Below are 13,110 nucleotides of genomic sequence, written 5' to 3' on the forward strand. Positions count from 1 at the left end.
CGTCTTGTCGTCGTGCCCGCCTCCGTGCGGGCATTTTTCAATTCAAGAGAGCGCCTCAGGCGGTCTTTCCTATAAAGTAAAAAATCTGCCTGTGAATTTTCTCATCACAGACAGATCTCACATTATTATATTAATTTACTTACTGTTCTTTTTCATAAAGAAATTCTTCCGGTAAAGTAACATGAAAGTCTTTGGCTACTGCGCGGAAATCGTCAGGAGTAATGGTCTGAAGCTTACGCGGTGCCATGGACATTACCTTCACCAGGATTTCCGCAGACTTCTCTACTGTATGGAGAAGGCCAAAGGTCAGATCAAAATCTTCACCAGAGCAGAACATTCCATGATGTGCCCAGATGACAACATCATATTTCTTCATCAGCTCCGCTGTTTTTACTGCAATTTCTCTTCCGCCTGGTACCATCCAGCCTACAACACCTACACCATCCGGGAAAACAACCGGGCATTCTGTAGCAGACTCCCACAGCTCTCTTGTAAATACCTTGTCATCCAGTGGAAGAACAAAGGTTAATGCGATGGTGTTGGTTGTATGTGCGTGATAAATAACACGATGCCTGCCGTTTGTAAGCTTCTTTTTTACCTCATGATTCATAAGGTGGGTTGGAAGCTCGCTGGTTGGGCGGCCGCCTTCTACCAGTCCCCAACGGATCCTGTAATTAACCCCCTTGTCATCCAGTTCAATGATTGCAAGACAGGCTTCCGGGTCAACTGCTATGTTTCTGAAATATTTGCCGCTTCCGGTTACCAGGAAAAACTCTCCTGCAAGTCCCGGCACCTCTGTGCCGATAGGCTGCCACTCGCCTGGTGCATTCAGACGTGGACGGATCATTTCTACTTCTTCTGCTTTCAGACGATAGCTTAAGTTTCCGCCGTTTCTCTCATGCCAGCCCTGCTGGAAACCATCGTCTGCCATTTTAATAAAGCCCTTCATAAATTTGGAATCTAAAATCTTCATACCATCTTCTCCTCTTCTATTTTTCGTATCGCCAACTGACGTTTCCTAATAGGAAAAACAATTGTCAGCTGATCGCAATTATGATCTCAGGGCATGTTTGTGAGCTCTTTTTTATGAGACCATACGAATACGCTGCGTCCGTTCTTTTTCTTCTTGCAGGTATCCGGTATGCTTTTGTTTGCTCTTCTTGTTTACAGACTCAGTATAACACCAATTCTCATTTTGGAAAGAACCTTACTTGCCAAATTGTTTTCCGCTTTTTGCAAATAAGGACCCAAAATAAAAATTTCTGTTTCCAGAGCATGTTTGAGAAAGGCTCTAGTTTTCTTTTTTTCCAATAAAATAGTAAAAAAATATAATTCTAAATTTTTTTGAAAAAATTAAAAAAAGTTGTTGACAATTTGCGACAGTTAATAGTATAATAGCAAAGCGAGCTGCGGAAGAGAAGATACTTCACAGTTTGTATATGGGGTCTTAGCTCAGCTGGGAGAGCATCTGCCTTACAAGCAGAGGGTCACAGGTTCGAGCCCTGTAGGCCCCATACTTATGAAATGAATATGGCGAGATAGCTCAGTTGGCTAGAGCACGCGGTTCATACCCGCGGTGTCGAGGGTTCGAATCCCCCTCTCGCTATTGTAGATGTTGCAGATTGCAGCATCTTTTTTTTGCCCACAATGATCTTACATAAAGGAGTACCTGCATGAACATTGACCCATCCACTCGTAAACTTCTTGATAATGAAACTACCATCCACGAAGCTCAGATTCGCGCTTTGTTCCAGACTCTTGACCGCAAATTTGGTCTTCGGGGGGCTTCTGTACCTATCCGCTTTGGTTACGATGAAGCTGTACTTGGCTCTTATACCCCGGCTTCTGCTCACGAAAAAGAAAGCTTCTATTTTTCCCTTCTGTTTATTGGTTATGCCGTAAAGAAGCCTCTTTCCAAAGAGGATCGCCTGGATCTTTATAAGCACGAATACGCCCATTATATGCAATACAATATGAAAATACCGGCGCAGTACAACTGGCAGGCAGGAAAGCATGGAAGTGCCTGGAAATACTGTTGCTCTCTTGTGGGCGCCGCGCCTACACCCTATTATAGGATCGGAGAAAGCCTTCTGAAGCACGATTATGACAAAGCTCTGAAAAACCCTATTCACGACAAGACAGTTCCCATCCGGGACACCTACCGTCGTGAACAGGCCTACAAAAGCGCCAAACATAGCGAAGTCAAATTCCAGGTAAATGATGTAGTAACTCATCCCAAATTCGGAGAAGGTACTGTAGAGGAAGTCGTACAGCTTTCCAATTCTGTCAGACTGCATATCCGGTTTGCTGATGATGAAGTGAAAAAAATCGATCAGAAATGGCTGCTACGGTCTGGTCATAAATAGTTATATTTTTACAAAACCCAATAAACTTATCATATAAAAGGAGTAAAAAGCCATGAAAAAAAATCATCATCTACACCGGCAGATTCACCTCTGCCTCATTATTTTACTGCTTCTGTTTTGCAGTTCAAGCCAGGTATTTGCCGCAGCAAGGGTAAATGTGAAAAATACCAGGATTAAATTATCAGCCACAAAGCTTACCTATAATAAAAAGGTACAGCGTCCAAAAGTAAGAGTAACTTATAAAGGAAAAGTCTTGAAGGAAAAGAAAAACTATATTGTAAAGTACTCTAAAGGCTGCAAAAAAGTAGGAACTTACACGGTTCAGATTATTGGAAAAGGCACTTATACCGGCACTGCTAAAAAACAGTTTGTTATTTTACCGCCGAAAGCCCAGATAATGAATATCTATGCAAAAACAGCAACTGCAACTGTAGTAGTAAAAAGACAAACCTCCCAGACCAGTGGTTACCAGCTGCGCTATGCCACTAATTCAAAACTAAAAAATGCAAAAACTATAACAGTCAAAGGTAACAAAAACAACACAATTTGTCTCAATGGCCTCCGTGCCGGGACTACATATTATATGCAAACCCGCACTTACATGACTGTTAAAGGAAAAAAATACTATTCCAAATGGTCTTCTACAGGCCATTGCACAACAAACAGAGAGACAAACAGTACCCACCAAAGTGCAACCCCTACACCTACACCAACGCCTACATCCACACCGGTTCCTACACCCACACCGATTCCCAAAGCTGATCTGCCTGCATACGATAAAGAAGGAACTGCACCAGCTAAATATACATATGAAATTTATGGTCTGGACAAACAGAAGGCAGATATTTACACCGATTGTCCCAAACCTTTTTTTATAAAGACAGACAATCCGGATCCGAACTCTTTTTCCTGTATTTTTAATGGAAATGACTCTCGGACCAGCGCATACAGAAGTGGTTCATCTCGTTTCTTTGATGATATTCCTTTAGAAAACAATGACTCAGAAACTACTTCATTAGAGAAAGTAAAAGGCGGTTATATCAAATACGTGCATTTTTCCGAAGCAGGAACCTACACTGTAGAATTCAGGGAATATTCATTATCAGGTTATACGGTTGCAAATACAGTGACATTAAATGTTCTGGATTATGAACAGGCAAAAAACGCATGGATGATTGACATTATTAACAAAACTACAACTACCGATATGACTCCTTTTGAAAAGATGGACGCTATAAGTGCCTACCTCAGAGAACCAGGCCGCTTTAAATATTTAACCAGATATAACGATCATACAGTCTCTCTGGCAGCAGATCCCAATGCTCCATTTTTTGTAACTTACCGTTGGGACTCTAGCACATCACCGGCAATTCTCGGTGAGTTCGCTGAATTAGTCGGTGGATTTGATGATATTCATTATTGCTTTGGTGATTATCCGGTTGGCTCTCCATCATGGTCCATATGGCATTATGTGGTAAAGCTTACTATAGGAAATGAGACGCGAAACTACGCCGTTTGCCCAATGGCTTCAACCGGCAACGTTGAAGAAATCAAAATGATTGATTTTTCCGATCTGAGTAATATGCGAAAGTTCGGATAATCTTAATTTAACAAATCAAAAAAGTCCCCATCCCACTGTTTTAATTGCAAAAAACAGTGAATGGGGACTTTTTTCGATTATTCTATTTTTTAAGCTTCATTTTTACCGGCTCATACGTGGTATTCGTTTCATAGTCATATCCCCGTATTCCGATTTCGTCGGCAAGGTCCGTTTTCTGATAGCTTCTCTGGAAGGTGGCTTCTTTTCCAGACTCTGCCACCTCTGAACCACCGCCAAGGTCGGAAAGCTGCCACAGATTTCCATTCAGATCCATTACATCAAGGGAAATACTGTCGCACTCTTCTAAGAAGATGCAATGGATTGTGACGTAATCGCCCACTTCTGTTTCTTCTATATCTGCGGACAGGATCTTTACTTTTCCATCTGCAGTTATCCCTTCACCATCCACAGGCACATAGGTCATACTTTTCCCCTGGCTCTTATCTTCCAGCTGAAAAGTAATGTTTGTACGCATCACATCATCAACGCACTTAGCATCAGGAAGCGTGGCAGTTCCGATGCAAGAAACGGTAAGATTCTTACTCTCATTTGTCTTTACCGCGGAAGAATAGAAATCTACTACATCATCTTCCAGATTTCGATAATTTCCCACTGCTGTTTCAATGCCCAGATCTGAATCAAAATCAAAGCTGGCTCCGACCTTTACGATGGTCAGTCCTTTTTCTGCGGCATATTCTTCTATTGTCTTATCACTTTCAATTCCAAGATTTCTTACAGGATCCTCATTCAAGGCATCTTGTCCTGCCAGAAGATACTTGCCTCTTTCTTTCGCTGTAACTTCCACCACCACCTGGACACTGTTTTTATCACAAAGGGCTTCCTTCACGGTGTAAGTAAGAATGGAATCTCCATCTTCCTGCTGCACCGGATCTTTTTCAATCAGCTCCTTGGCTTCTTCCGGCATCTTATTTCCAACTTCCTGGAAAAAGCCGGAAATGCCTATATACTTCTCTGCAGCAAAAACAGTGGCACCAAATACCATCACTGCCGCAAATGTCAAGATCAAACTGCGCTTCCAGTTTTTCCGTGTACCAATTTTTCCCATTCTGTCAGTGCCATTTATTACTTTTCCCGTTTTTTCTTCTTTCTGATACCCTCTATTAGACTCTGCCGAATTCTCTATCATTTCCAAGGTCTCATTTACACGCCTGAGCACACATTCCGGCACTTCTGTTTCTTCTGAAAAAACATCAAACAATTTATCATCCATGAATATATCCTCCTTCATACTCTGCACGAAGCTGTTTTCTGGCTCTGGAGAGCCTTGTAAGCACTGTATTCTGGCTGATTTCCAGAAGAGCGGCAATTTCCTTTACACTAAGGGATTTGCTGTAATACAAAAGCATCACCACCTGGTACTTCTCATCCAGGGATGCCAGGATTTCCTTCCATTCACAATCTACATAGCCAGGTTCCTCGAAGATTCCCTCTTCCATTTCCATCGTAGGAAAAACGCGGCCTTTGTGCCGAAGCATTTCATTGCAGTTATTGATCAGGATCCGAATCATCCAGGTTTTGAAGTAAGAATCCTTTTTTAAAGTGGAAAGCTTCTCATAACACTTTAAAATCGTTTCCTGTATGGCATCTGCCACATCTTCGTCATTCTTCAGATAGGCCCAGGCTACTTTGTACATGCTCTGGGTATTCATCCGGATGAGCTGTGCAAATGCACCGGAATCTCCGGCTTTTGCCTTTTTCACCAAATTTTCCATAAGGGTTTTCGCTCCTTTTTTTGTGTTCTGCAGTACACGAAATATATTGCTGTATTTCCTTTTACATACATTAGATGGAAAAGGCAGGGAGAATATTTCATCGAATATAATTTTTCGCCCATGATGAGTGAATACTAAGCATAAAAACAAGAATATTAGATATGTGTAATATTTTACACGGTCGGAGATTTTTAATAAATATAGAAAAAGCTGGCATTTGCAATTTATTCACTCACAAATGCCAGCTCCTATAATCCTATTTACTTATTTATTTGAAGTACTCAACACCAGACTCAAAGATCTGAATATCCTGCTGTCCATAGATGTTGATTGCAACGCCATTGTCGCGACGCTCGCTGTGTGCCATCTTACCAAGGACACGTCCATCCGGGCTTGTGATACCCTCAATGTTGTATGTAGAACCATTGATGTTGGATTCTTCGGACTGATCCAGCTCTCCGTTTGGATTTACATACTGGGTAGCTACCTGACCGTTTGCAAGAAGCTTGGTAAGCCATTCATCGTTTGCTACGAAGCGTCCCTCACCGTGGGAAGCCGGGTTGCAGTATACACCGCCAAGAGCCGCTTTCTGCAGCCATGGAGACTTGTTGCTTACAACCTTTGTGTAAACCATCTTAGAAATATGACGTCCGATGGTGTTATAGGTCAGTGTAGGAGAATCCTCTTTCTGTCCGCAGATCTCGCCGTATGGAACAAGTCCCAGCTTGATCAGCGCCTGGAATCCGTTACAGATACCAAGTGCAAGACCATCTCTCTCATTTAACAGCTTCATAACTGCCTCTTTGATCTTTGCATTCTGGAAGGCAGTTGCAAAGAATTTCGCAGAACCGTCTGGCTCATCACCAGCGGAGAAGCCGCCTGGGAACATGATCATCTGTGCCTGATCAATGGATTTCTCAAATATTTCCACAGAATCACGGATATCCTCTGCACTTAAGTTCTTAAATACCTTAACGTCTACCTCAGCTCCGGCTCTCTCGAATGCCTTTGTACTGTCGTACTCACAGTTTGTTCCTGGGAATACAGGAATGAATACGCGAGGTTTTGCTACTTTATGCTTGCAGACATAAATATTCTTTGTATTATAAATACCATTCTCATAGGTTGCTTCCGGATCTGCTGTCTTTACAGCCATAGCAACTGGTCCATCGTTTTCTTCACCAGAGGTTGTCTTAAAGACCTTCTCCAGAGTACCTGTCCATGCCTTGTAAGCCTCATCCAGTGTAATCTCAGCATTTCCGTAGGAGAATTTGCCATCAGCTGTTACTTCACCGATCACGGTGTATGTGATGGAAAGCTGACCAACCTTTTCAGCCGGAACCTCCAGAACCAGATCACCGAAGCCTGGTGCAAAGAAGTCTCTTGGATCCAGGTTATGCTCAATCTTCACGCCCATTGCATTTCCAAATGCCATCTTGCTGACAGCTGCAGCAATGCCGTGACGGTCAAGTGCATAAGCGGAAACCACTTTGCCTGCCTGCATGTCATTGTGTAATTTCTCGTACTGATCCATAATTGCCGCATAGTCCGGTAAATCGTACTGATCTTTCGGAGCGCGAAGCCATACCAGTTTGTTTCCAGCCTTTTTCAGCTCTGGTGTAATCACATCCTGAAGCTTGGCAACATCCACTGCAAAGGAAACCAGTGTTGGCGGAACATCAATGTCATTGAAGGTTCCGGACATACTGTCCTTACCACCGATAGACGGAAGACCGAAGCCCATCTGTGCTGCATAAGCACCAAGAAGTGCTGCAAATGGCTGGCTCCATCTCTTTGGATCCTCTGTCATACGGCGGAAGTATTCCTGGAAGGTGAAACGGATCTTCTTATAATCACCACCTGCTGCCACGATTCTTGCAACAGATTCTGTCACTGCATAAGCAGCTCCGTGATATGGGCTCCAGGAGGATAAGTATGGATCAAAGCCATAGCTCATCATAGTTACAGTATTAGTTGTTCCATTCTGTACAGGTACCTTTGCAACCATTGCCTGAGTCTCTGTAAGCTGATTTTTACCGCCATAAGGCATAAGAACGCTTCCTGCACCAATGGAGCTGTCAAACATCTCTACAAGCCCCTTCTGGGAGCATACATTTAAGTCTGCCAGTGTGGAGAGCCATTTTTCTCTTACATCCGCTACGTCCGGACGCTCTTCAAAAAGGTTGCCCTCTTTATTCGGAATTTCAACTTCTACAGTTGTCTCCTGATGTGCACCGTTGGTATCAAGGAATGCACGGGAAATATTTACAACCTCTTTTCCTCTCCAGGAAAGCACCAGTCTTGGCTCTTTTGTTACAACTGCAACCGGAACTGCTTCCAGGTTCTCTTCGTTTGCAAAACCAAGGAATTTCTCTACGTCTTCCGGAGCAACAACAACTGCCATACGCTCCTGGGACTCGGAAATTGCGATCTCAGTACCATCAAGACCTGCATATTTTTTTGGAACTTTGTCCAGGTCGATCTGAAGACCAGGTGCCAGCTCTCCGATTGCTACGGATACACCGCCTGCACCGAAGTCGTTGCATTTCTTAATAATATAGCTGACTTCCTCACGACGGAACATACGCTGGATCTTACGCTCTGTAGGTGCATTTCCTTTCTGTACCTCAGCGCCGCAGACCTCGATAGAAGCCTCTGTATGTACTTTGGAGGAACCGGTAGCACCACCGATACCGTCACGTCCGGTACGTCCTCCAAGAAGGATGATGATATCTCCCGGATCAGAATTCTCACGGATAACTGCACGTCTTGGAGCCGCACCCATAACTGCACCGATCTCCATACGTTTTGCAACGTAGTTCGGATGATAGATTTCTTTTACATAGCCGGTAGCAAGACCGATCTGGTTACCGTAGGAGCTGTAGCCGTGAGCTGCGCCACGAACCAGTTTCTTCTGCGGAAGCTTGCCTTTCAAAGTCTCTTTTACGGAAACAGTAGGATCTGCTGCTCCTGTTACACGCATTGCCTGATATACATAAGTACGTCCGGAAAGCGGGTCACGGATTGCACCGCCAAGGCAGGTAGCTGCACCACCAAATGGCTCGATTTCTGTCGGATGGTTATGTGTCTCATTCTTGAAGTTGATCAGCCATTCCTCTTCTTTTCCATTTACATCAACCGGCACTACAATACTGCAGGCATTGATCTCGTCGGACTCTTCCTGATCCTGAAGCTTGCCTTCGGATTTCAGTTTCTTCATAGCCATAAGAGCAAGATCCATCAGGCAGACGAATTTGTCGTCCCGTCCCTTATAAAGGACTTCTCTGTCGGAAAGATATCTGTTATAGGTATCAACGATAGGAGTTTTATAATCACCCTCGTCGAATTTCACCTGTGTAAGCTCAGTGGAGAATGTGGTATGACGACAATGGTCAGACCAGTAAGTATCCAGAACACGGATCTCGGTCATGGATGGATCACGCTTCTCCTCGTTCTTAAAATAGTTCTGGATATGAAGGAAATCCTTGAATGTCATAGCAAGGTTCAAGGAGCTGTAAAGCTCCTTTAATGGTGCTTCTTCCATATCGCGGAAGCCATCGAAGATCTTAACATCTTCCGGGTCTTTGAACTCTGTAACCAGTGTTTCCGGCTTCTGAAGGCCTGTTTCACGGGAATCTACAGGGTTAATGCAGTGATTCCTGATTGCCTCGAATTCTTCCTCTGTAATGTCACCTTCGATCACATAAGTAGTTGCTGAACGGATGATTGGCTGTGCATTTTCGTCCAGGAACTGCACGCACTGTACAGCGGAATCGGCTCTCTGGTCAAACTGTCCAGGAAGGAATTCTACAGAAAAAACATGTGCGCCATCTGCTGCCTCGAATTTCTCCAGATAAAGGTCATCTACCGGAGGCTCGGCAAATACGGTATGGCATGCTTTTTCAAATACATCATCAGAAATATTCTCTACGTCATAGCGGATCAGTTCCCGCACGTTTGTTACAGTCTTAATGCCCAGATAAGAGCTGATCTCATGCTTCAGTTCTTTGGCTTTTACGGCAAAGGATGGTTTCTTTTCTACGTATACTCGTCTTACGTTACTCATTGGAAAACTCCTTTCGTGAATGTGAAATCATAGTGTGGTGTGCTTTTTCATTTTGAAAAAATTGGATGACTGCGCAAAACTGCAGCCATTCTTGCACATTTTCGTTTATTATAGTATCATAGGTTTTGTCATAAGTAAAATTAATATATCTTATATTTTTTATTACTATTACTTCTATATGTAAATAAACAAGGCACATCAGTCATAGCAGAGCTACTTCTTGTGCTTGTCACAAGAAGGTTCGTCTTTCTGTGCATCGCGAAGCGTGTTACTGGTCACGGAGTGGACAGTAACGAGTTTGATTTTGGAGGATTTATATATGGATATCAATCTTGAATTATACAAATGCTTTTACTACGTTGCCACCACCTTAAGCTTCTCTGAAGCCTCCCGCCAGCTGTTCATTTCCCAGTCTGCAGTAAGCCAGGGAATCAAGGCTCTGGAAAAAAAGCTGGGACGGGAACTGTTTTTCCGAAGCACCAAGAAGGTTTCCCTTACCCCTGAGGGAGAAATACTTTTCCAGCATGTCAAACCGGCCCTGGAAATGCTTTCCCAGGGAGAGGCACAGCTTCTTGAGGAAGACAGACTTCAGGGGCAGCTTCGGATAGGGGCAAGCGATACCATCTGCCGGTACTTTCTGATTGACTACCTGAAGCGCTTTCATCAGGATTATCCCGGAGTGCGGATCAAGGTCACAAACAGCACCTCCATGGGCTGCGTGGAGCTTCTGGAAAACCGTCAGGTGGACCTGATCGTAAGCAATCTTCCCAATTCCCGGCTTACCGCACACACAAAAGTACAGATGGTAAAAGAATTTCGGGATATTTTTGTTGCCAATCCGGACTTCTTTCCACTTGAAGGAAAAGCCCTGGAAATAAAGAAGCTGATGGAATATCCTCTTCTCACCCTTTCGTCCAAAAGCACAACAAGTGAATATCTTCATCAGTTTTTTGCATCCCACAGACAGAATCTGATTCCGGAGGTTGAGCTTAACAGCAATGATCTGCTTATTGATCTGGCACGCATTGGTCTTGGAATTGCCTGTGTTCCGGATTACATGCTGGCTTCTTTACGGGGACAGGAAACCTCTCTGATAGAGGTCAGCCTGAAGCAGCAGCTTCCGCCCAGACAATTGGCCCTTGTATATCACGAAAGCCTTCCCTTATCCCAGGCTGCCCAGAAGTTTTTTGACTATTTTTCATCAAAAAGCACAAAAACTACTTCTTTTTAGCATATTTTGATAGCTAAATATTACCATATCATGTACAATGTAGATGTATGAAAAAAACAATGGGAGGTATTAAATTTTATGGATCTTTCAACTTTGGTAAAAATGTCAAACACTTACGGAAGCAATCCTGCTTACGTTCTTGCAGGCGGTGGAAATACTTCTGTCAAAGATGAAACCACACTGTATGTAAAGGGCTCCGGTACACAGCTTGCCACCATTAAGGCAGAGGAATTCGTTGAGATGAGCCGCGCCCGTCTCAATGAGATCATGAAAACAGAGTATCCGGGAAATGACACAGAGCGTGAAGCTGCCTATCTTGCAGATGTAATGGCGGCAGTAACAGATGCAGATAAGACCAAGCGTCCAAGCGTGGAAGCATTACTCCACAATTTATTTGCATATACCTATGTACTGCATGTTCATCCTACTCTTGTAAACGGTCTGACCTGCGGCAATGGCGCAAAGGCACTTTCCGAGCAGCTTCTTGGAAAAGAGGTTCTCTGGATCGACATCTGTAAACCAGGATACACTCTTGCACGTATCTGTTATGAGAAAATGAACGCTTATAAAGAAGAATTTGGAAAAGATGTTCAGGTTCTTCTGCTTCAGAATCACGGTATTTTCGTAGCTGCAAATACCGTAGAAGAGATTGGTGTTTTATTTGATGGCGTGATCTCCACCCTTGAAAAACAGGTAAAACGAACAGCTGACGTCAGTGATGCTGTTACCCCTGAAAAAGAGGCTGCTGCACAGAAGCTTTCCCAGCTGCTCGGACATGCTGTAGAGGTTGTACCGGCTGCTGAAGCAGATAATTTTGTAAAAAATAAAGAAGCTGCCGCACCGCTTCTGAAACCATTCACCCCTGATCACATTGTATATTGCGGTCCATATCCGTTATTTGTTGAAAACATTGATCAGGCAAAAGAAGCACTGGATGCATTTATGGCTGAAAATGATAAAGAACCAAGACTGATCCTGGTTCAGGGCGTTGGTGCATTTATTATGGAAGATGACAAGGGGAAAGCTGCCAAGGCTCAGCTTCTTGCTAAGGATGCCATCAAGCTTGCTGTCTATGCAGAAAGCTTCGGCGGTCCGCTTCAGATGACAGATGAGATCACTTATTTCATTACCCATTGGGAAGCAGAGGCTTACCGCAGTAAGAAATAAAGAAAAGAAAAAGATTCTGGTAAAAACAGGATGTTACAATCTTGTTTTTACACAGAATCTTTTTTTGCAAAATGTTCGCCACAATTTGTGTGTTTTTCTATAGTGCTCCCAGCCTCTTACTGTGGCAGAACTCCATCTGCTGCTTCAATATACGGATTATCGATCTCATCAAAGGCGCCCTCGTCAACCTTGGCTGCATAGGCCGGGTCGATTGGCATTTTGCCAAGAACCGGAACATTCAGGGATGCGGCAATCTCGTCAATGTGGCTTTCGCCAAATACTTTCAGTTCTTTGCCGCAGTCTGGACATTTCACATAGCTGTAGTTCTCTACAAGGCCCAGAACCGGCACCTTCATCATTCCAGCCATATTGTATGCCTTCTTCACGATCATGCTTACAAGATCCTGTGGAGAGGTTACGATCACGATTCCCTGAATCGGAAGGGACTGGAATACAGTCAGCGGAACGTCTCCTGTTCCTGGTGGCATATCTACGAACAGGTAATCTACATCACCCCAGATAACATCTGTCCAGAACTGTTTTACCATGTTGCCAAGGATCGGTCCCCGCCAGATTACCGGAGTGTCCTCAGTTGGAAGAAGCAGGTTAATGGACATAACCTTGATTCCGTTTTTGGTCTCCATAGGGAAAATACCGCTGTCGTTTGCCTGGGCAGCGCCTTTCAGGCCATACATTTTCGGGATGGATGGTCCGGTAATGTCTGCGTCAAGGATTCCTACTTTATAGCCTTTCTTTGCCATTCTGTTTGCAAGAGATGCTGTCACGAAGGATTTTCCAACGCCGCCTTTACCACTTACAATACCGATCACATGCTTTACATTGGACATTGCATTCATTGCAGCCTGCATGCTCTGCGGATTTTTCTTGCTGGCACAGCCTTCACAGCTTGATTTGTCGCAAGTCTTGCTGTCACATTCTTTTGCCAT

The 13,110-nt window shown here is 43.8% G+C and carries 9 protein-coding genes and 2 tRNA genes; 6 read left to right on the top strand and 5 right to left on the bottom strand.

The window, feature by feature from the left end:
- Nucleotides 1–139: 139 nt before the first annotated feature.
- Nucleotides 140–973 (bottom strand): rhamnulose-1-phosphate aldolase, encoded by an 834-nt coding sequence (gene rhaD, locus AB5170_RS12960; protein ID WP_118578371.1) that lies wholly within the window; start codon nucleotides 971–973, stop codon nucleotides 140–142.
- A gap of 468 nt (nucleotides 974–1,441) precedes the next feature.
- On the opposite strand from rhaD, the gene AB5170_RS12965 reads away from it, so the two are divergent.
- The 4 genes from AB5170_RS12965 to AB5170_RS12980 all read left to right on the top strand — a co-directional run bounded on the left by AB5170_RS12965 (nucleotide 1,442) and on the right by AB5170_RS12980 (nucleotide 3,966).
- A tRNA-Val gene (locus AB5170_RS12965) sits at nucleotides 1,442–1,514 on the top strand.
- 18 nt (nucleotides 1,515–1,532) lie between these two features.
- A tRNA-Met gene (locus AB5170_RS12970) sits at nucleotides 1,533–1,606 on the top strand.
- Nucleotides 1,607–1,673: 67 nt separating this feature from the next.
- On the top strand, nucleotides 1,674–2,366 hold the full coding sequence (locus AB5170_RS12975; protein WP_173772893.1) for a hypothetical protein: 693 nt from the start codon (nucleotides 1,674–1,676) through the stop codon (nucleotides 2,364–2,366).
- Between the two features lie 52 nt (nucleotides 2,367–2,418).
- Nucleotides 2,419–3,966, top strand: a complete 1,548-nt coding sequence (locus AB5170_RS12980) for a hypothetical protein (protein ID WP_173773707.1) — start codon at nucleotides 2,419–2,421, stop codon at nucleotides 3,964–3,966.
- A gap of 82 nt (nucleotides 3,967–4,048) precedes the next feature.
- On the opposite strand, the gene AB5170_RS12985 is transcribed toward AB5170_RS12980, so the two are convergent.
- The 3 genes from AB5170_RS12985 to AB5170_RS12995 form a co-directional block, all read right to left on the bottom strand.
- Nucleotides 4,049–5,197: a hypothetical protein gene (locus AB5170_RS12985; RefSeq protein WP_173771774.1), complete on the bottom strand. Its 1,149-nt coding sequence runs from the start codon at nucleotides 5,195–5,197 to the stop codon at nucleotides 4,049–4,051.
- The gene (locus tag AB5170_RS12990) at nucleotides 5,190–5,699 is read right to left on the bottom strand and encodes an RNA polymerase sigma factor (protein WP_173771777.1); all 510 of its coding nucleotides are present in this window, start codon (nucleotides 5,697–5,699) and stop codon (nucleotides 5,190–5,192) included. Before AB5170_RS12990 ends, AB5170_RS12985 begins: the two co-directional genes overlap by 8 nt.
- Nucleotides 5,700–5,967: 268 nt before the next feature.
- Nucleotides 5,968–9,765, bottom strand: a complete 3,798-nt coding sequence (locus AB5170_RS12995) for a phosphoribosylformylglycinamidine synthase (RefSeq protein ID WP_173771779.1) — start codon at nucleotides 9,763–9,765, stop codon at nucleotides 5,968–5,970.
- A 319-nt stretch (nucleotides 9,766–10,084) separates the two neighbouring features.
- Between AB5170_RS12995 and AB5170_RS13000 the strand changes: the two genes are divergently transcribed.
- Entirely contained in the window at nucleotides 10,085–10,996 is a 912-nt protein-coding gene (locus AB5170_RS13000) for a LysR family transcriptional regulator (RefSeq protein ID WP_173716311.1), read from the top strand.
- Nucleotides 10,997–11,074: 78 nt separating this feature from the next.
- Complete coding sequence (locus AB5170_RS13005) at nucleotides 11,075–12,163, top strand: class II aldolase/adducin family protein (protein WP_173771781.1); 1,089 nt, start codon at nucleotides 11,075–11,077, stop codon at nucleotides 12,161–12,163.
- Nucleotides 12,164–12,279: 116 nt separating this feature from the next.
- Here AB5170_RS13005 and AB5170_RS13010 read toward each other — a convergent pair whose 3' ends face one another.
- A complete protein-coding gene (locus AB5170_RS13010) occupies nucleotides 12,280–13,110 on the bottom strand; it encodes an Mrp/NBP35 family ATP-binding protein (protein ID WP_118581151.1) in 831 nt (276 codons plus the stop codon).

It is taken from the genome of Ruminococcus sp. RTP21484sp1_RTP21281st1_A8_RTP21281_210402 (assembly GCF_040914025.1).
Lineage (GTDB): Bacteria > Bacillota > Clostridia > Lachnospirales > Lachnospiraceae > Blautia_A > Blautia_A faecis.

What these genes read in the sequence shown, in the direction of transcription:
- rhaD (WP_118578371.1), bottom strand. Translation starts at nt 973, where the DNA reads ATGAAGATTTTAGATTCCAAATTTATGAAGGGCTTTATTAAAATGGCA.
- AB5170_RS12975 (WP_173772893.1), top strand. Translation starts at nt 1,674, where the DNA reads ATGAACATTGACCCATCCACTCGTAAACTTCTTGATAATGAAACTACC.
- AB5170_RS12980 (WP_173773707.1), top strand. Translation starts at nt 2,419, where the DNA reads ATGAAAAAAAATCATCATCTACACCGGCAGATTCACCTCTGCCTCATT.
- AB5170_RS12985 (WP_173771774.1), bottom strand. Translation starts at nt 5,197, where the DNA reads ATGGATGATAAATTGTTTGATGTTTTTTCAGAAGAAACAGAAGTGCCG.
- AB5170_RS12990 (WP_173771777.1), bottom strand. Translation starts at nt 5,699, where the DNA reads ATGGAAAATTTGGTGAAAAAGGCAAAAGCCGGAGATTCCGGTGCATTT.
- AB5170_RS12995 (WP_173771779.1), bottom strand. Translation starts at nt 9,765, where the DNA reads ATGAGTAACGTAAGACGAGTATACGTAGAAAAGAAACCATCCTTTGCC.
- AB5170_RS13000 (WP_173716311.1), top strand. Translation starts at nt 10,085, where the DNA reads ATGGATATCAATCTTGAATTATACAAATGCTTTTACTACGTTGCCACC.
- AB5170_RS13005 (WP_173771781.1), top strand. Translation starts at nt 11,075, where the DNA reads ATGGATCTTTCAACTTTGGTAAAAATGTCAAACACTTACGGAAGCAAT.
- AB5170_RS13010 (WP_118581151.1), bottom strand. Translation starts at nt 13,110, where the DNA reads ATGGCAAAAGAATGTGACAGCAAGACTTGCGACAAATCAAGCTGTGAA.